At 64.5% G+C, this 19520-nt stretch carries 13 protein-coding genes; 8 read left to right on the top strand and 5 right to left on the bottom strand.

Translation table 11 applies throughout. The features are described 5' to 3' along the window. Window positions 1-2 precede the first annotated feature (2 nt). From Q7U49_RS04085 to Q7U49_RS04065, 5 genes are all read left to right on the top strand, one after another. Window positions 3-692 carry a hypothetical protein gene (locus tag Q7U49_RS04085; RefSeq protein WP_304762480.1) on the top strand — a complete coding sequence of 230 codons (690 nt, stop codon included), beginning with the start codon at window positions 3-5 and terminating at the stop codon, window positions 690-692. Between the two features lie 177 nt (window positions 693-869). Then, window positions 870-2024 (top strand): outer membrane beta-barrel protein, encoded by a 1155-nt coding sequence (locus Q7U49_RS04080; RefSeq protein WP_304762479.1) that lies wholly within the window; start codon window positions 870-872, stop codon window positions 2022-2024. Between the two features lie 45 nt (window positions 2025-2069). Next, window positions 2070-2312: a hypothetical protein gene (locus Q7U49_RS04075; RefSeq protein ID WP_304762478.1), complete on the top strand. Its 243-nt coding sequence runs from the start codon at window positions 2070-2072 to the stop codon at window positions 2310-2312. Then, entirely contained in the window at window positions 2309-10801 is an 8493-nt protein-coding gene (locus tag Q7U49_RS04070) for a GH36-type glycosyl hydrolase domain-containing protein (protein ID WP_304762477.1), read from the top strand. Before Q7U49_RS04075 ends, Q7U49_RS04070 begins: the two co-directional genes overlap by 4 nt. Before the next feature lie 122 nt (window positions 10802-10923). Beyond that, window positions 10924-11238, top strand: coding sequence for a BON domain-containing protein (locus Q7U49_RS04065; protein ID WP_304762476.1), 315 nt, complete (start codon window positions 10924-10926; stop codon window positions 11236-11238). 164 nt (window positions 11239-11402) lie between these two features. Here the strand turns inward: Q7U49_RS04065 and Q7U49_RS04060 are convergent, their stop codons facing one another. Continuing rightward, entirely contained in the window at window positions 11403-11795 is a 393-nt protein-coding gene (locus Q7U49_RS04060; RefSeq protein ID WP_304762475.1) for a YXWGXW repeat-containing protein, read from the bottom strand. A 155-nt stretch (window positions 11796-11950) separates the two neighbouring features. On the opposite strand from Q7U49_RS04060, the gene Q7U49_RS04055 reads away from it, so the two are divergent. Further along, entirely contained in the window at window positions 11951-13891 is a 1941-nt protein-coding gene (locus Q7U49_RS04055; RefSeq protein ID WP_304762474.1) for an AsmA family protein, read from the top strand. After that, window positions 13891-15276: a cardiolipin synthase gene (gene cls / locus Q7U49_RS04050; protein ID WP_304762473.1), complete on the top strand. Its 1386-nt coding sequence runs from the start codon at window positions 13891-13893 to the stop codon at window positions 15274-15276. The genes Q7U49_RS04055 and cls overlap by 1 nt, the downstream gene beginning before the upstream one ends. Here cls and Q7U49_RS04045 read toward each other — a convergent pair. The 4 genes from Q7U49_RS04045 to Q7U49_RS04030 all read right to left on the bottom strand — a co-directional run bounded on the left by Q7U49_RS04045 (window position 15236) and on the right by Q7U49_RS04030 (window position 18813). Beyond that, on the bottom strand, window positions 15236-15826 hold the full coding sequence (locus Q7U49_RS04045; protein WP_304762472.1) for an ABC-type transport auxiliary lipoprotein family protein: 591 nt from the start codon (window positions 15824-15826) through the stop codon (window positions 15236-15238). The genes cls and Q7U49_RS04045 overlap by 41 nt on opposite strands. 86 nt (window positions 15827-15912) lie before the next feature. Continuing rightward, the gene (locus tag Q7U49_RS04040; RefSeq protein ID WP_304762471.1) at window positions 15913-16842 is read right to left on the bottom strand and encodes an MlaD family protein; all 930 of its coding nucleotides are present in this window, start codon (window positions 16840-16842) and stop codon (window positions 15913-15915) included. Next, window positions 16839-17675 carry an ABC transporter ATP-binding protein gene (locus tag Q7U49_RS04035; protein ID WP_304762470.1) on the bottom strand — a complete coding sequence of 279 codons (837 nt, stop codon included), beginning with the start codon at window positions 17673-17675 and terminating at the stop codon, window positions 16839-16841. The genes Q7U49_RS04040 and Q7U49_RS04035 overlap by 4 nt, the downstream gene beginning before the upstream one ends. A gap of 1 nt (window position 17676) precedes the next feature. Then, window positions 17677-18813 carry an MlaE family lipid ABC transporter permease subunit gene (locus tag Q7U49_RS04030; protein ID WP_304762469.1) on the bottom strand — a complete coding sequence of 379 codons (1137 nt, stop codon included), beginning with the start codon at window positions 18811-18813 and terminating at the stop codon, window positions 17677-17679. 116 nt (window positions 18814-18929) lie between these two features. Between Q7U49_RS04030 and Q7U49_RS04025 the strand changes: the two genes are divergently transcribed. After that, window positions 18930-19511: a BON domain-containing protein gene (locus Q7U49_RS04025; protein WP_304762468.1), complete on the top strand. Its 582-nt coding sequence runs from the start codon at window positions 18930-18932 to the stop codon at window positions 19509-19511. The last annotated feature ends 9 nt before the right edge of the window (window positions 19512-19520 follow it).

The following is a 19520-nucleotide window of genomic DNA, read 5'->3' as shown; positions in this document are numbered from 1 at the left end:
CCATGCTGCTTTCGATCACAAGCAACATGAGCCGACAGCTGTGCCTTGGCCTGATGATCATCGGCGGCAGCATCGGCCCGGCCCTGGCTTCCGACGCACTGCCGCAGCAAGGTTTGAAAGTGGCGCAGTTCGAGCGCGAGCTGGCCTCCATGGATGCCAAACACGCGGCAGACTGGGTGGTCGAGTCAGGCAACAACACCGGCCTGCCCTTTGTCATTCTGGACAAGAAGGAGGCCAAGGTCTTTGTCTTTCATGCCGATGGCCGGCTGCGCGGCGCGGCCCCGGCGCTGATTGGTTTTGCCGTGGGTGACGACTCCGCGCCCGGCATCGGCGACAAGAAGCTCTCGGCCATCCTGCCCGAGGAGCGCACCACCCCGGCAGGCCGTTTTGTGGCTTCGCTCGACCGCAACCTCAAGGGCGGCCCAATTCTCTGGGTGGACTATGACGCCGCCATCTCGCTGCACCCGGTGGTCACCAGCAACACCAAGGAACGCCGCGCCGAGCGTCTGGCTTCACCGTCGCCGCTGGACAACCGTATTTCTTATGGCTGCATCAACGTGCCGGCCGATTTTTTCAAGAATGTCATCAGTCCGGCCTTTGCCGGCAGCGATGGCATCGTCTACGTGCTACCCGAAACCCGCTCCGTCAAACAGTTTTTCAACCCCAAAAATGTGGCCAGTCTGGACCGATGACCGGCCCGCCGCGTCGCTTGGTGGCGTAACGCACAGACACAAGGCGGCGCGCTGCCGATACTGAAACCCGCCAGCGTCAACCCCGCGTTGATCTGGTTCCGAAAGTTTTCGCATCAACTCAAAAGGTGTGGAAATGAAAAATATCGAGGCCAAACAGGCCAATCACCAGGAAAAAAAATGTCAAAAACACCACGTCAATACTTCAGGTCCACGGGCAAGCTCAGCCTGCTGACGCTCGCGCTCATGGCAGCACCGTTCGCCATGGCACAAGATGCCGGCTGGTATGCCGGCGCCAACATCGGTCAAACCAGGTCGTCCCTGGACAACGCCAGCATCAGCAACAGCCTGCTCGGCGCCACCCCTCCGGCCATCACCTCGATTTCCGAAGACAACAGCGACCGCGGCTACAAGCTCTTTGGTGGCTACCAAATCAACAAGTACCTTGCCCTGGAAGGCGGTTATTTCGACCTGGGCCAGTTTGACTTTGTGACCAACACCAATGCCCCGAGCACGCTGAACGGCAACATCCAGGTCCGGGGCGTCAACCTGGATGCGGTCGGCATCCTGCCGATCACCGACAAGTTTTCTGCCTTCGGCCGCCTCGGCGTGACCCACGCGCACACCAAGGGCAGCTTCGCCGGCGCCACCACGGTCAACAGCACGCGAGCAAGTGACAACAACCTCAAGGTCGGCCTGGGTGTGCAATACGCCTTCACCGATGCCCTGAGCCTGCGCGCCGAGATCGAGCGCTACCGCATCAATGATTCGGTGGGCCAAAAGGGTGACATCGACATGGCCTCCGTTGGCCTGGTTTATCGCTTTGGCGGCAAAACACCTACGCCAGTGGCACAGACCTACGCCCCGGCACCGGTGATCATCGCCCAGGCGCCGGCCCCGGTGTACGTGGCACCGCCACCGCCCGCACCCACACCCATCCCCGCGGCCATGCCGCAACGGGTGAGTTTTTCCGCCGACTCCCTGTTTGACTTTGACAGCGCCGCCGTCAAGCCCACCGGTCGTGCCGAGCTCGACAAACTGGCGGCCAACTTGCGCGGTGTTGACTTTGACGTGATTCAGGTCACCGGCCACACCGACCGCATTGGTCGCCAGGCCTACAACCTGAAGCTGTCCACCCAGCGCGCCGAGGCCGTTGGCAACTACCTGGTCAGCGCCGCTGGCATTCCTGCCAGCAAGATCAGCACCCGAGGCGTCAATGGCGCCGACCCCGTCACCAAGCCCGGTGAATGTGTCGGCACCAAGGTCACCCCAGCCCTGATCGCCTGCCTGCAGCCTGACCGCCGCGTGGACATCGAAGTCACCGGCCAACGTTAACCCTGAACCTGCCTGGCGAATTCGCCGGGCAGGTGGAGAATTTTTATGCCTAGCCCAAAGACCACGGGTCACACGTGGTGCACCACCGCGCACGGTGACAATGCCAGGGCAGCCGGTGCCGATCTGGCTGCACTGGGCGAGCACATGAGCAACTGCCCACAATTGCACCGACACCTGCTGAGCCTGCACGGCGCAACCGAAGCCATGAACGGTTTTGTCGCCACCCGCTTTGTCTCGACCTTGCTGGTGCTGGCCGTTCTCATTGGTCTTGGCTCTTGGTTGCTTTGACGCGTCTCACGCAGCCCAGCCTGCGTGCCCTGATGCCCGATGCACCCGAAATTTTGTGCCAGCTGCTGGCGCGCTCACGCGGCCCGGTCCTGAGCCCCATACGCGCCGAGATCTTTGGCCCGCAACGCTTTGCCCAGCATGGGCGCAGTCTGGCGCAAACCCATCGCGCCACGCGCACAAGCGGGCGCAGCGGCAACTTTTTTCCCCGCATTCAAAGTAACCTGGCCATGCTGCGTGAGGCCCACCAGTACATCGGTGGCCAAGCCAGCAACGGCTACGACATCAGCCCGGCGGCCGAATGGCTGCTCGACAATTTCCACCTGATCGAGGCCCAGCTCAACGAGATCAAGGCCGGCTTGCCGCGCAGTTACTTCACCACCCTGCCCAAGCTGCTCGATGAGCCGCTGGCCGGCCTGCCGCGCGTGTACGGCGTCGCCTGGGCTTTTGTGGCCCACACCGACGGTGCCTTCGATGCCGCCATGCTGGTGCAGTTCCTGTGCGCCTACCAGGAGGTGCGTGAGCTTCACTTGAGCGAGATGTGGGCGCTGCCCACCACCTTGCGTGTCGTGCTGATCGAAAACCTGCGCCGGCTGGCGGTGCGCGTGGCCACCAACAAGGCCGCGCGCGAAGTGGCCAACCGCTGCATTGACCAGCTCGACGTCACCCCCCTGTCCACCTTCAAGGAATTGCTGGACTTGCTCAATGCGCGTGGCCTGGGCCGTGTGTACCTGGTGCAAATGGCCCAGCGCTTGCAAGACTTTGGCGCCACCACCACGACGCCCGAGCAAGTGCGGGTGCAGGAATGGCTGCACGCCGCCCTGCCCGAGCTGGCCGCCGTGCAACTCCAGCAAGCCGCCGACCAGGCCGCTGACAACCTCAGCATGAGCAACGCCATCACCGCGCTGCGCGCCATTGGCGATGCCGACTGGCCCGAACTCATTGCCCAAAGCAGCCCCTTGATGCTCCTGATGCTGGGCTCACCCGTGTTTGCCGCCGAAGACACCGGCACCCGCGACCAGACCCTGCACGCCATTGAGCGGCTGGCCCGGCGCAGCCGACAGTCTGAACTGACCGTGGCGCGCCACTTGCTGGACTTGATGGCCACCCCCACCGACGCCGCCAGTTCCGCCACAGCGCACTGGCTGCAGGGCAGCGGACGACCCGCCCTCTGGGCCAGCCTGGGCTTGCCGGCAAGCCGGGCAGCGCTTTGGCCCCTCTGGCGCGCACGCCTGGCCTTGCCCACTTATCTGGGGGTTCTTTCTGTCAGTGTGCTGGCGCTGTTATGGCTGGTGCAGCGCCACAGCACCGAACAGGCCGTCGGCCTGACCTGGCTGGTGCTGGCGTTGGCGCTGTTTCCGGCGTCCGAGGCCGTCATTGCCGTCATGCACCGGCTCATCAGCGAATCCCTCAAACCCCGGCACCTGCCACGGCTGGCCTTTGCCGACGGCATTCCGCCTGAACACGGTGTCATGGTGGTGATTCCCGGCATGCTCACCAGCGCCGCGTCCACGCAGGCCCTGGTGAATCGGCTGGAGTTGCATTACCTGGCCAACCCCGAGCCACACGCCCAGTTTGCGCTGCTCACCGACTGGGCCGACGCCGACACGGCGGAAACCGGCACTGACGCAGCGGGTCTGGCCAACGCCAGCCGGGGCATCCAGGAGCTCAATGCCCGCCACCCCCGAAGCGCGCTTGAAATTGGCAGCGCGCCACGCTTCGTTTTGTTGCACCGGGCGCGGCTTTTCAGCCCCAGCGAACAGCGCTGGATTGGCTGGGAGCGCAAGCGTGGCAAGCTGGAATTGCTCATTGACGCCCTGGCGCAAGGCAACAGCAACGCCTTTCTGGACCTGGGCGAGACCTCGCGCATGGCCAGCGGCCTGCCCTACATCGTCACCCTCGACAGTGACACCCAACTGCCGCCGGGCAAGCTGCGCGAATTGGTGGGGGTGGCAGCGCACCCGCACAACCAACCAAGGCTCGATGCCAGCGCGCGCCAAGTGGTGGCCGGCTACAGCATTCTGCAACCGCGGGTGGCCACGCCCTTGCCAGCAGTGAAGGAATTCACGCTGTACCACTGGCTGTTTGCCGGCCAGTGCGGCATTGACCCCTACAGTGCCGCCAGCTCCGAGATTTACCAGGACGTGTTTGCCGAGGGCACCTTCACCGGCAAAGGCCTGCTCAACGTGCAGGCACTGCATGCGGTGCTGTCCAAGCGGCTGCCCGAGGGCCAGGTGCTCAGCCATGACCTGCTGGAGGGCGCCATTTCCCGCTGCGCTGCGGTGAGCGACATCATGGTGCTGGAAGACGCCCCTTTTCATGCCGATGTGGCGGCCTCACGGGTGCACCGCTGGACCCGGGGCGACTGGCAACTGCTGCCGTTTTTGCTGGCCCCTGCACGCTACGGCCTGAGCGCCATCAACCGCTGGAAAATGCTCGACAACCTGCGCCGCTCGCTGGTGGCCCCGATGTCCCTGGGCTTGTTGTTGGCCAGTCTGGCGGGCTGGGTGCTGTCGCCGTGGCTGGCCCTGAGCCTGGTGCTGGCGGCGTTTTCTGCCGGCCCGCTGATGGGCACCCTGGCCGGGCTGGCGCCAAGCCGCGACGACATGGCCACGGGCCATTTTTATCGTGCCGCCCTGACCGACCTGGCACGCGCCTTGTGCGGTGCTCTGTGGCTGCTGGCGCAGTTGCTGCAGCAGTCGCTGCTGGCCCTGGACGCCGTGATCCGGGCGCTGTACCGCCTGACGGTCAGCCGGCGCCATCTGCTGCAATGGACCACGGCCGAGGCCGCGCAAGCGCAGGCCAAAACCACGCTATCGGGCGTGCTGCGGCAACACCGCGCGGAACCCCTGGTGGCGCTGCTGCTGTGGGCGGCCTTGCTCTGGGCCGGTTCGCCCACACCCTGGCTGGCGGGCAGCCTGTGCCTGCTGTGGGCGGCCTCGCCGCTGTGGACCTGGCTGGTCAGCCGCACCTACCCGGTGGACACGGGTACGCCCCTCACCCAGCCAGAGCACGCCTACCTGACCGGCATTGCCCGCGACACCTGGCGCTACTTTGAACGCTGCGTCGGGCCCGACGACCGGCACCTGCCGCCCGACAACCTGCAGACCTCACCCTATGACATGGTGGCGCACCGCACCTCGCCCACCAACATCGGGCTTTACCTCCTCACAGTCACCTGCGCGCGCCAATTCGGCTGGATCGGCACCCAGGATGTGTTGACCCGCCTCGAAGCCACACTGGCCTCGCTGCTCACGCTGGAGCGCCACCGGGGCCATTTTCTGAACTGGTACGACACCCAAAGCGGCCAGCCCTTGTTGCCCAGTTACGTCTCCACTGTGGACAGCGGCAACCTCAGCGGCCACTTGCTGGCCGTCGCCCAGGCTTGCCGCGAATTGGCGCTTGATCCCTTTGACGAGCGCCCCGCCGTGCAGGCCATCGACGCCTCCCGGCATCGCCTGGCACCCCTGCTGAAAGCACGCACCACCCTGACGCCTGCGCAGCGCGCGGAACTCCGGTGGCTGTTGCAGGACCACCGCGCCACCCTGGCCTCAGCCCGGCTGGACCAGGAACAAGAGCAAGCCGAAACCACGGCCGCCCCCAGCACCCGCCAACGCCTGCAGAGCCTGGCCAGCGCGCTGGAGCAATTGGCCTGGCAGCCTGACTTCAGCTTCCTGTACAGCCGCCGACGGCACTTGTTTCACATTGGCTACCGGGTGGCAGAAAACCAGCGCGACGCCGGTTTTTACGACCTGTTGGCGTCGGAATCACGCCTGACCAGCCTGCTGGCCATCGCCAAGGGCGACGTGCCGGTGCGCCACTGGGGGGCCTTGGGTCGGCCCTTTTTTGCCGCGGGCAACGCCGCCGGCTTGCGTTCCTGGACCGGCTCCATGTTCGAGTATTTGATGCCCGGCGCCGTGCTGATGGAACCCTACGGCAGCGTGCTGCATGAGGCTGGCCACGCCGCCCTGCGTGAGCACATGAGCTATGCCAAGTCCCTGGGGGTGCCCTGGGGCATTTCCGAGTCGGCCTACGCGGCCAGTGACGCCACGCTGGCCTACCAGTACGCGCCGCACGGCGTACCCCGGCTGGCACTGCGCCGCACGCCGGCCGATGAACTGGTGATAGCACCCTACGCCACCGCACTGGCAGCCCAGGTCTCGCCGCACTGCGCCAGCCAGAATTTCAAAATCCTGGAAAAGCTGCAAACCCGTGGCCGTTATGGCTTCATCGAGGCGCTGGACTACTCGACCGCCGGGCGCACCGGCAGCGAGGCCTTTACCGCGGTGGAAACCTTCATGGCACACCACCAGGGCATGAGCATCGTGGCCCTGGCCAATGTGCTGCTGCAAGGCTGCGCGCAGCGCTGGGGCATGGCCAATGCCCATGTGCAAGCGGTGTCGTCCTTGCTGCACGAGCGGGTGCCGCGCGAGATCCCGGTGTTGCAAGACCTGCCCCTGGCCATGCAAACGCCCTTGCAACGCCGCCGCGTGCCCGCCCTGCTACGAACCCTGGCGCCGGGCGACAGCGCCGTCGAGCCCACCCAGGTCTTGTCGAATGGGCGCTACAGCGTGCTGCTGCGGGCCAACGGCGCCGGCTACAGCCGCTGTGACCAGACCGGCATCAGCCGCTGGCGTGACGATGCGCTGCGCGACGAGCATGGCAGCTTTTTCTACCTGCGCTGGGCGGGTCAGCCGCAAGCGTTTTCCACCACCCAGCACCCGGCGCCCGACCCCGCCGCCCGCTACCAGAGCGTGTTTCATGCCGACCGGGTGTGTTTTGACGCCCATTGGTCTTTTTTGCAGGCCCACACCACGGTGTGGATCAGCCCGGAGGACGACATCGAGTTCAGGCAGGTGGAGCTCAGCAACCTGAGTGATCGCACGCTTGAAGTGGAGCTCATGTCGGCCTTTGATGTGACGCTGTCCGACCCGCGGGCTGACGAAGCGCATCCGTCCTTCACCAACCTGTTTGTCACCGCCCAATGGCTGGCCTCGCACCAGGCGCTGTGGTTTGAACGCAAGCCCCGCCTGCCCACTGAGGAGGGTCTGAAAATGGCCCACTTCCTGACCGACGCCAACGTCCCCCTGACGCGGGTTCGCGTGGCCACCGACCGCCAGCGTTGGCGCGGGCGCAACCAGGGCGCGAGTCAGCTGCTGGCCGATTGCGCGCCGGCACCCGAGGCTACTGACGACCTGGCCCAGCCGCTGGACACCGGCCTCGACCCGGTCTGCGCCATCGCCGTGACGCTGGTTCTCCCACCGCACAGCAAAGCCCGCCTGAGCTTTGCCACCGCCGCCTCGCCCAGCGCCCCCACCCTGCGCGCGGTGGTTGACAAGTACCGCTTGGCGGCCAATGTCAAACGGGCTTCGCTGATGTCCGCCACCCTGACCAGCATCCGCTTGCGGGCCTTGCGCATCAGTGCCGAGACCGTCACTGCCATGCAAACGCTCACCACCACGCTGGTGCAAACGCTGACCCGGGTGCAGGCGCGGCGCGTGCGCCCGGAGAACCCCGTTGATGCGGTCTGCGACCGGCGACTGCTCTGGCGCCTGGGCATCTCGGGCGACCGCCCCATCCTGTTGGTACTGGCTGGCGCACCCCAGGGCCTGGGACTGATTCGGGCTTTGGCGCAGGCCTTGAACCTGTGGTCCTGGAGCCGCTTGGGCTGCGACCTGGTGGTGGTTAACACCGAGCCCACCTCTTACCTGATGCCGCTGCAACACGAGCTGGCCGCCCTACGCGACCGCCACCGTGCCGACTGCGGTGCCAGTGGTGACCCATCGAGCGCCGGTTTTTTCCTGGTGCAGGCGCATGAGCTCAGCCGCGCCGAACTCAGCACGCTGCACAGTCTGGCCAGAGTCCTGCTGCATGCCGATGGCCGGCCGCTGGCCTTTCATGTGCAGGAGCTCAACCGCTTGCACGAACAGCACCTGCAGGCACGGCATGACACCTCGACCGCGGCGCTGCTGTTGCCGCGCAGCGCCAAGCGTGTGTCCGCCGACACACCCTCGCCGGGCCAATTTGCCGCCAACAACGGCGAGTTCAGCTTTGACGTCAGCGCCAGCGAGCGTCCGGCGCGCCCCTGGATCAATGTGCTGGCCAACCCCGACTTTGGCGCCCATATTTCGGAGGCCGGTGGTGGCTACACCTGGGCCGTCAACAGCCGCCTCAACCAGCTCACCGCCTGGTCCAATGACCCGGTCGGCGACCCGACATCGGAATGGTTCTTGCTGCAGGACCGCAAAACCCGGGCACTTTGGCCACTCACCCCGTCAGCCAACAGCGACGCGGGGCTGCGCTTTCATGTGACGCACGGCCAGGGCGTCACCCGCATCAGCCACCAGCGTGAGGCCATCGACATCAGCGTCAGCTGGTGTGTCGACCCGCACACCCGCGTCAAGCAGGTGACTGTGAGCCTGGTGAACCACGGCCCCAGGAGCCGACTGCTGCGCCTGATCGGCATGGTGGAATGGCTGATGGGCGCCAACCGCAGCGACCGTGGCACGGTGCGCACCGCCGCGTTCCACCAGCGCCTGCCCGCGCAGCAACAAAAGTTGACCGCCTTGCTGAGCACCCAGCGCGAGGCCATGGCCGGCTTTGGCGGCGGCACCGCCTTTTTCGCCATGACCCACGGCGCAGACGCGCCTGAGGACTGGACCTGCGACCGCCGCGAATGCTTCGATGCGCGCGGGCGCCTGGTCATGCCGGACTATTTTGGCCAGCACAGCGGCGACGGCCTGGACCCCTGCGCCGCCCTGTCCACCTCCGTCAGCCTGGCCAGTGGGCAAACGATCACGCACAGCTTTTTCCTGGGTTATGCCGACACCCTTGAGGCCGCGCGCCAATTGGCCACGCTGGCCACGCAAACGACGGCCTCGCAGCGCTTGGACCAGGTCCGCCAGCACTGGCAGGCCTTGCTGGGCAGCACCACGGTCAAGACCCCTGACCCGCTGTTGGATGCCATGGTCAACCATTGGCTGCTGTACCAGACGCTGGCTTGCCGGCTGTGGGCCAAGGCCGGTTTTTACCAAGCGGGTGGCGCCACCGGCTTTCGCGACCAGTTGCAGGATGCCATGGCGCTGGCCTGGGCGGCACCAGCCATGTTGCGCGCGCAAATCGTGCGCTGTGCTTCGCGCCAGTTTGTGCCCGGCGACGTGCAGCATTGGTGGCACGCACCGCTGGGCAATGGTGTGCGCACCCATTTCTCCGATGACCTGCTGTGGCTGGCGCACGCCTGTGTGCATTACCTCAAAGCCACGGGCGATACCTCCCTGCTCGATGAGCCCGTGGCATTTCTGGATGGCCCCGAGATTCCGGCAGGCGCAGAAGACGCCTACTACACCCCCGCCATCAGCGCACAACAAGCGTCGGTGTTTGAGCACGCAGCCCGGGCCATCGACCGCAGCTTGCGCCTGGGCGCGCATGGCCTGCCGCTGATGGGCAGTGGCGACTGGAACGACGGCATGAACCGGGTCGGCATCGAAGGCCGCGGCGAGTCGGTCTGGCTGGGCTGGTTTTTGTGCCGCCTGGTGGCCGACTTTGCCCCGCTGGCCCGGCAGCGCGGTGAGCACGAGCGGGCAGCGCGCTGGCAACAGGCCGCCAGCGGCTGGCAGGCGGCCTTGAACGGCGAAGCCTGGGACGGCGAATGGTTCAAGCGCGCCTACTTTGACGACGGCCAAGCGCTGGGCTCGCACCACAATCCGGAGGCCAAAATCGATCTGATCGCGCAAGCCTGGTCGGTGCTGTCCCATGGCGCACCGCTGGCCAAACAGCAGCTGGCGATGGCCGCCGTGGAGGCGCATCTGGTTGACCCCGATGCCGGTCTGATCAAACTTCTGGACCCACCGCTGACCCATGCCGTGCCCAGCGCCGGCTACATCCAGGCCTACCCGCCAGGCATCCGCGAAAACGGTGGCCAGTACGCGCATGCGGGCGTCTGGGCGTTGATGGCCCAGGCCGAATTGGCCAAACAAATGGCCGACGCTGATGCCGGTGACACGGTCTACCGCTACTTCACCTACCTGAGTCCGGCGCACCGCGCCAATCACCCCACGCGTGGCCCCGCCTATGGCATCGAGCCCTATGTGATGGCGGGCGATGTCTACAGCCAGCCGCCCTACGTGGGGCGTGGTGGCTGGAGCTGGTACACCGGTGCCGCCGCCTGGTTGCACCGCGCCGCCATCGAGTCGATGTTTGGCTTGCAGCAAGGTGCCCAAAGCCTCAGCTTCACGCCCTGCCTGCCCTCGCACTGGCACCAGGCCGAGTTGACGCTGGTGCGCGAGCAGCGCAGCATGCGTTTCATCCTGGTCCGCGCCAGCAGCGCCGACGCGCTGCAAGCCGCCGGGGTGCCGGGTGCGCAATTGCTGCAAGTAGGTGAGGCCCTGCACTGGCCCGCATTGACCGGCGCGACTTGTTTTGTGGTGCCGCTGCGTCAGAACACACCGGCAAGCGTGCAAAAAAACGACGATCAGAGCGGTTCTTTTTCTTAAGTGCGCCAGCGCACGGACGCCAAAAAGGCCAAATCTTACATTCAAGCCATCGACCGGGGCTGGCCCGGCCTTTCGCCCAGAGGTGGTGGGGCTAACACCATCAATACCCCATGGAGATTTATATGCAAATTCGAACCACTCTCGTCGCCGCCATGATGGCTGCCGCCTTGCTCACCACCGCGGGCTGCGCTGTCACGCGCGGTCAGGAAACTGTTGGCGCTTATGTGGATGACACCGGCATCACCACCTTGATCAAGGCCCGCATGGCTGAAAGCAAGCTGGTCAGCGCCACGTCCATCAGCGTTGAAACTTTGAATGGCACCGTGATGCTGTCGGGCTTTGCCAAAAGTTCCACGGAAAGAAGCGCTGCGGAAAGCATTGCCCGCGGTGTCAACGGCGTGAAGTCTGTCCGTAACGAAATCGTCGTTCGGCCCTGATCAAAACGCGTCGTGCACCACTGTTTCATTAACTACGGAGCTAAGACCACGCCTGTGTGGTTCCGCAAGAAATAGTGGTGAACTTGACCTGCGCCTGAGCCTGGCCAAAAAGCTTGTCGCCCCGGATCTGCCTATCGGATCGCGGGGCGTCTTATTTTCAGGGCTTAGCCTTTGCCGCTGTTGCCATGGTTGCGACGGCCGTTGTCATGCTTGAGCTTTTTCATCTTTTTGTACTTGGGTGGTTTGGCCTCCAGGCTGCGCTCCCAACGGCCCGGCTGGCGCACATAGGTGCCGCCCTGCTGCACCCAGCGATCAGGTACCCAGAGGTAACCTTCGCGTTGCACCATGGTGCGCCCACGCACCCAGACATGCTGGCCGTTGTTCCAGGCCCAGTAACCAGGGGCCCAGGTCTGACCCGGAGCCAGCGAAGGCGCCACTTCGTTCAAGGGTGCGGGCGGTGCCACCACCAGATTGAAGTTGATCTGGGCAAAGGCCGTGGTGCCAGCCGCCAGCGCCAGCGACAGTACCAAGGACCGAAGCAGGTTTGTGTGTTTCATTGCAGTTTTCTCCAGGGGTTAAAAAAGCACATCATCGTGTCTTGTGTCGCTTGGGTCAGTGCGTCAGCGCACTGAACACACGCTTCGAACCCATTAGGCTTGATACTTGCCTTTCATCACTCCAACCTGCGGCTTTCCCTTTGCAAACCTTCCCCATGATCCTGCTGCGTACGCTCAAATGGCTGGCCAGTGCCGTGCTGGCCATCGTCATCGTGGCAGTGCTGTTCATCGCCTTGTTTGGCTGGAACTGGTTACGGGCACCGCTGGAGCGCCAGGTGCTGGCCCAGACCGGGCGGGTGCTGTCGATCCAGGGCGACCTGAGCGTGCACCTGGGCTGGCCCTGGCCGCGCCTGCAAGCCGCCCAGGTCACTTTTGCCAACCCGGCCTGGGCAGCGCAAGCCAACATGCTCAAAGCCGACGAAGTGGCCTTGTCCGTCCACCTGCCGCAATTGCTCGCCAAACGCCTGGTGGTGTCTGACCTGCACCTGGTCAAGCCGCTGGTTTTTCTGGAGCGCCACCGCGATGGCCGAAAGACCTGGCTGCTTGACCGTCAGCAGCAAGACGAGAACGCGCGCATCGACATCGACCGCTTCACCCTGGATCAGGGCGTGATCGGCTTTGACGACGTGGCCAGCCAGACCAGCCTGCGCGCCGAGCTCTCCAGCCTGGCCAAGCGCGCCGATGACGACGCAACACCGGGTGTGTCCTTCAACGCCAAAGGCAAGTACCAGGGCCTGCCGCTGGTCGCCAAAGGCACGGGTGACTCGGTGCTGGCCCTGCGCGACGACAGCACACCTTATGGCCTGAGCATCGACGCAACGGTGGGGCACACCCATGTTCGTGCCGAGGGCCACATCACCAGCCTGCTCAAGTTCTCCGCCATTGACATGCAGTTGGCACTCAGCGGCGACAACCTGAACCAGCTCTTCACCCTGACCGGCATTGCATTGCCGGCCACGCGCGACTATGTCACGCACGGTCATCTGCTGCGCAAGGGCAACACCGTGCGTTATGAGTCATTCACAGGTCGCGTTGGCACCAGCGACCTGAGCGGCTGGCTGCAGGTCAAGACCGGTGGCAAGCGGCCGCTGCTGACAGCCGACCTGGTATCGAATCGACTCACGCTGGAAGACCTGGGACCGGTCATTGGTGCGCGCCCGGGAAAAGTGCAGTCGGCGATCAAGGCCGTTGCGCAAACCGGCGCGGCCGGGGCCGTCACGCCAACGTCCAAACGGGTCATGCCTGACATCCCCTTCAAGTTTTCGAACTGGGACACGCTGGATGCCGACGTCCAGTTCAGCGCCAAGTCCATCCGCAAGGGCAGCTACATGCCGCTGGACGCGCTCAGCACCCATTTGAGCCTGAAAGATGCCGTGCTGACCCTGGACCCGCTGCAATTTGGCGTGGCCGGTGGACAGCTGGTGGCAGCGATCACCCTGGATGGGCGCCACAACCCGATTCGGGCCAAGGCCGACTTGCAACTCAAGCGGCTGGCGCTGGCCAAGCTGTTGCCAGCCGACCAGAAAGGCGTGGCCAGCAGCAGCCTGATTGGCGGCCAGATCAAACTGGCCGGCAGTGGCAACTCGGTGGGCAGCATGCTGGCCCATGCCGACGGCTCGGTGGCGCTGCTGATGTCGGGCGGCCAGATCAGCCAGATGACCATGGAAAAAGCCGGCCTGCACCTGTGGGAAATCTTCCGGCTGACGCTCACCGGCGACAAACAGATCAAGCTGCGCTGTGCGGTGGCCAACTTCGATGTCAAGGCCGGTGACATGCACGCCAAGACCTTGCTGCTCGACACCGAAGTGACCACGCTGCTGGGCAGTGGCCACATCGACCTGGCGCAGGAAAAGCTGGACCTGACCCTGACCCAGAAAACCAAGAACACCAGCCCGCTGTCCTTGCGCAGCCCGATCCACATCACCGGCAATTTCGCCAAGCCCGTCATCCGGGTGGACCAAAACCGCATGGCTGCACGCGCCCTGGGGGCTTTGGCGCTGGGCGTGATCAACCCGCTGCTGGCGCTGATCCCGCTGATCGATGCGGGACCGGGCAAGGACAGTGATTGTGTGCAATGGTTGCAAGGAAAAAAATGATGCTGAAAATTTTTACTCAATGGATACTGGTGCTGCTGACGACTTTGGGTGCGGCGGGCTGTGCCAGTCTGCCTGACACCGACGCCCTGATTGCACACCACAGCACGCAAGAGGCCAATTTCGAGACCGCGCGTGGCCCGGTCTCGGCCAGGCAAAATGCCGCCATCCTGGCCAGCTTGCAGCGCAAGTCGGGCGACCTCGACATCCTGGAAAAACAAATGGCGCTGGAGCAGGCCATCAGCGACAGCCCTCTGGTGCTGGGTAACAAGGTCAGCCTGCTGCAGGACGGTGCCGCCACTTACGCCGCCATGTTCGGCGCCATCCGCCAGGCCCGGGACCACATCAACCTGGAAACCTACATCATCGAGGACGACGCCACCGGCGACGACTTTGCCACCCTGCTGCTGGCCGCCCAGGCGCGCGGCGTGCAAGTCAACCTGATCTATGACAGCGTGGGTGGCATCAACACCCCCAAGGCGTTTTTCGACCGCCTCACGAAAGCCGGTATCGCTGTGCTGGAATTCAACCCCATCAACCCCTTGACCGCCAAAGGGCCGTGGGAGCTCAACAGCCGGGACCACCGCAAACTGCTCATCGTCGATGGCCGCTCGGTCATTCTGGGCGGCATCAACATCAGCAACGTCTATGCCTCAGGGTCGTTCCTGAAGCGCGCCCACAAGCCCCCACCTGCGGGCGTGATGTGGCGCGACACCGACCTGAAGATCGAGGGCCCGGTGGTGGCCGAATTCCAGAAGCTGTTTTTGCAGACCTGGGAAAAACAGAAAGCGCCCAAGCTGGCCGCGAAAAACTATTTCCCCAAACTCACGCCGCAGGGCAACGACATCGTGCGTGCCATTGGCAGCACGCCCGACGACCCCTTCAGCCTGATCTACCTGACCCTGATCTCGGCCATTGGCAATGCCGAAAAGACGGTCCACCTGACCAACGCCTATTTTGTGCCGGACGTGCAACTGCTCAAAGCACTCAAAGACGCCGCTGCGCGCGGCGTGCAGGTGCAACTGATCCTGCCCAGCAAATCCGACTCCGAGCTGGTGTTCCACGCCGGGCGCGCGCATTACGCCGAGCTACTGGCCGGTGGCGTGCAAATTTACGAGCGCCAGGGCGCGCTGCTGCATGCCAAGACGGCGGTGATTGACGGCGTCTGGTCCACCGTGGGTTCGACCAACCTGGACTGGCGCAGCTTTCTGGACAACGACGAAGTCAACGCCGTGGTGCTGGGCCGCGAATTTGCCGCCCAAATGCAGGCCATGCACCAGCAGGACCTGGACGCCTCACAGCGCATCACCCCGCAAGCCTGGGCCAAGCGGCCACTGCAGTTCAAGCTCAAGGAGTGGATGGCCCAGCACTGGGGACGCTTGCTGTAGCCGCCAAAAACCCGGCCAGTTGGCCCGCTACTTTCTGCACCGCGCGGTTGGCGGCCAGCACGCCGCCGTAGGCATCTTCCGAATCGGCGGGTTCTGCGGCCTCAAACTCGTGCCAGGCCAGCACGCGGCGGGTTTGGTCGTCCACCAGGGTGGCGCGCAGGGTCAGGCGCACCTGGCTCGGGCGGGTCTGAAAGTCGTGTTGCAGACGCACCAGGTCGGTATCGAGCCGCAGCTCACCCGAGGCCGCACCGGGCATCAGCACCACGGCGCGGAAAGCGCCGGTTTTTTCGATCGCAGTCACCAACAGTGGCCCCAGCATGCGCGCCGGCGGCTCCACCCACTGGCTGAGCGCGAAGTAGTCGAGCTTGTGCGCTTCGCGCAGGTAGATGATGCGAGGACTGTCAAAACCGGCGGCGGCGTGCGGCGGATTGATCAGCAGGGTGGGCGCTGTGGACGCACCGGGGGTCGGCCCGGTGACCGTGCGGGCATGCTCCGGTACCGGGTTGTTGAGCGCATAAAAAATGGTCGCCGGTGCGCTCGCTGGGGCCAATGCGCTGCAAGCGCTTAGCGCCGCCAAAGACACTGCGGCCAACGTGCCTCGAAAAAGCCGCGATGTCGTTCTTGATTTCCATCCACTCATGGTGACACTCCTTTTTCTCCAGGCCCGGCAGGGACCGGTTGACGGCCAAAAATCAGTCCGCGTGGGTCGCGCTCAGTCTGGTCGCTCAAACGCCGCAGCGACGTGGTCAAGGCGCTCAACTCACCCAGCAGGCGCTCCAGTTCGGGCAGGGTTTCCACGCTGAAACGCTTCACATCGGCGCCCATGGCATCCACGGTGCTGCCGGCTTTGACGCTGGTGGTCGCCACTTCCACACCCATTTTTTCAAGTGCATCGGCACTGCGCCCGATGCGCGCCAGGACCGGCGCCAGGTCGGCCGTGACGCGAGCGGTGTTGTCAAAGGTTTTGGCGGCCTGGGTCAGCCCCTTGTCAATGTCCGCGCGGCGCGCCGCCACGGTGTGCGCCACGGCGGCCAGGTCGGCCAGTGCGTTCTTGAAGGCGGCCTGGTTTTCCGGCCCGAGCAGGCTGTTGATGCCGTCCGAGGTGCTGTCCAGCTTGCTCAGCACGCTGGTCAGAATGTATTCGAGCCGTGTGGACAGGGACGGCTTGGTGCGAATCTCGGGGTAGAGGCTGCCCGGCCTGGCCTGCAGCACCGGCGAGTTGGCCGCGCCGCCGCTCAGTTCCACGTAGGCAATGCCGGTCAGTCCCTGGGTTTTCAACACCGCCACGGTGTCCTCGCGGATGGGCGCGCCATACTCGATGGCAAACAGCAGCCTGACCTGCTGCGGGTTGGCGCTGTCCAGGGCAATGTCCTGGACCTTGCCCACGTCAACGCCGTTGTATTTCACCGGCGCATTCAAGTTGAGCCCGGCGACCGATTCGTCCACCACCGCCAGGTAGAGGTCGTATTGCTTCTGCCAGGAGCCGCCCGAGGCCAGCCACAACACGCCGGCAATCAGGGCGGCACTTAAGCTCAGCACAAACGCGCCGACCAGGGTGTAGTTCACTTTGGTTTCGATGATGGCTCCTTGGTTTGGCTTGGAGGAAAGGACTGCGGCTGCGCTGCGCGCCCGCGCGCGCCTTCAAAAAATGGCCGGATCAAAGGCTGATCCAACCGCGCGAGCTCCGCCATGGCGCCCACGCCCTGCACCCTGCCCTCGCCCAGCACGGCGACCCGGTCCGCCACCTGCCACAGCAGGTCCAGGTCGTGCGAGATCATGACGATGGTGAGGCCGAACAGGTCACGCAGGCGCAACACCAGCTCATCGACGCCCGCCGCGCTTTCGGGGTCGAGGCCGGCGGTGGGCTCGTCCAGAAACAGCAGTTCGGGGTCGAGCGCCAGCGCCCGCGCCAGCGAAGCACGTTTCATCATGCCGCCACTGAGCTGCGCTGGATACTGCGCACCCACTTCGGGCTTGAGGCCGGTCATGTGGAGCTTCCAGGCCGCAATCTCGTCAATCAATTTATTGCCCAGGCGGGTGTGTTCGCGCAGCGGCAGGCCGATGTTTTCCAGCACCGTGAGCGATCCGAACAGGCCACCGTGCTGAAACAGCACGCCCCAGCGCAGGCGCAGGTCGAGCGCTGCCTCGGGCGACAGGTCGTTCAGTTCAACCCCCAGCACCTTGATGCTGCCGGCATCGGGGCGATGCAACAGGATCATCTCGCGCAGCAGCGTTGATTTGCCCGAACCACTGCCGCCGATGATGGCAAAGACCTCGGCACGGCGGACCTGCAAACACAGCTTCTGATGCACCACATGCGCGCCAAAGCGGGTCTCCACGTCGCGCAGGTCGATCACGATGTCGCGGTCTGCGGCTGTTGCAGCTGAAGTGGCACTCATGTCACAGGTCCAGCAGGCTGAAGGCGACCGAAAACAAGGCGTCGGCCACGATCACCAGAAAAATCGACTGCACCACGCTGCGGGTGGTTTGGCGCCCCACGCTGTCGGCCCCACCGTGGGTGCGAAAACCCTGAAAACACCCGACCATCACGATGATGGCGGCAAACACCGGCGCCTTGCCAATGCCCACCAGGTAGGAGGTGATGCTGACCGCCTTCACCAGCCGGTCGAGAAACTCGCCAAAGCCCACGTCCAGCTGCGTTTTGGCCATCATCATGCCGCCCAGAATGCCCATGACATCGGCAAAAACGGTAAGCAGCGGCAGCGCAATCACCAGCGCCAACACCTTGGGCAGGACCAGCAGTTCCTGGGGGGCCAGGCCCAGCGTGCGCATGGCGTCAATTTCTTCGGTCACCGCCATGGTGCCGATTTGCGCAGCGTAGGCCGAGCCGGAGCGGCCGGCCACGATGATGGCGGTGATCAGCGGCGCAAACTCGCGCAGCATCGACAGGCCCACCAAATCGGCGACAAAAATATTGGCACCGTATTGGCGCAATTGGTCGGCGCCCTGGTAGGCCACCACCACACCCAACAAAAACGACAGCAGGCCCACAATGGGCAAGGCATCAAAGCCGGCACTGCGCAGGTTGAACAGCACCGCCCGCCAGCGAATGCGCGACGGATGCAGCAGCCAGTTGACCAGCGCCTGGGCGCTTTCACCGATGAAGCTCAGCATGGCCAGAAATTGCTCGACCATGCTGACCACGGCCCGGCCGGCGCTCTCCAGTCCCGATGGCGCAGCAGCAACGGCCGTCACGGGCACATGGGCCTGCGCCACGGCATGCGCGCGCACGCTTTCAAGCAGACCGCCAAATTCAGCCGGCAGGCCTTGCAGGGGCAGGCCGGACCCGTCGCCACGCGGCCCGCTCAGCAAGGCGTGCAGCACCCAGGCCCCGGCGGTATCCAGGGCTTCGATGCCGGAGGCGTCCACCGTCAAGGGAGCGGGTCTGTCAGCAAGCTGCTGCAGCAGGTCACGCTCGCGCTCACCCAGGCCGCGCGCCGTCCAGCAGCCCGTCAGTGCGATGACTTGTGGCGTGGTTTGGGAGACGGCTGCAGGGGCCACCAAGTGTGTTCTCATGAAGCCGCCAAGCCTAAGACTGACGTCGGCACAGGTCTGTGCGCAATCGCACAGATAAATGCCTTCAACACGACGACAGTGAGCTTTGTTTCAACGACTTGGCAACTGGAGAAAAAATGACAAGAACCCTTCTTGGCCTGCGCATTGCAAGCACCACTTTGGCCGGTGTAATGACCCTCTACCTGGCGGGCTGCAGCAAAGTTGAAGACCCCCCCCGAGCGCCGACAGCCAGCACCACCATCGGGACTGAAATTGACGACAGCGTGCTGACCACCCGGGTCAAGGCGGCGCTGCTCGACAACATCGACATCAAGAGCTTTGACCTCAAGGTCGAAACCCGCAAGGGTGAAGTGTTGCTGAGTGGCTTTGTCGACAACCAGACGCAAATAGACCACGCGCTGGCCATTGCCCGCAGCGTGCCCGGCGTGGTGACGGTGAGCAACGGTGTCAGCCTCAAGGGCGCGCCCACCACCATCGGCACCAAGATCGACGACGCCGTCATCACCGCCCAGGTCAAGGCTGCGCTGATGGCGGACGAAAGCGTCAAGAGTGCTGACATTGCCGCTGTGACCCGTGACGGCGTGGTCCAGCTCAGCGGCTTTGTCAACAACCAGCCACAAATTGACCGCGCCCTTGCCGTGGCTGGCAGCATCAAGGGCGTGGTCCGGATCAACAATGAAATGACCATCAAACAGTAACTGGAGTAA

The organism is Rhodoferax sp. (assembly GCF_030653815.1).
In the GTDB taxonomy this organism is placed as follows: domain Bacteria; phylum Pseudomonadota; class Gammaproteobacteria; order Burkholderiales; family Burkholderiaceae_C; genus Rhodoferax.
The sequence above is the reverse complement of the archived record's forward strand: the minus strand, read 5'-3'. Positions and strand labels throughout refer to the sequence as shown.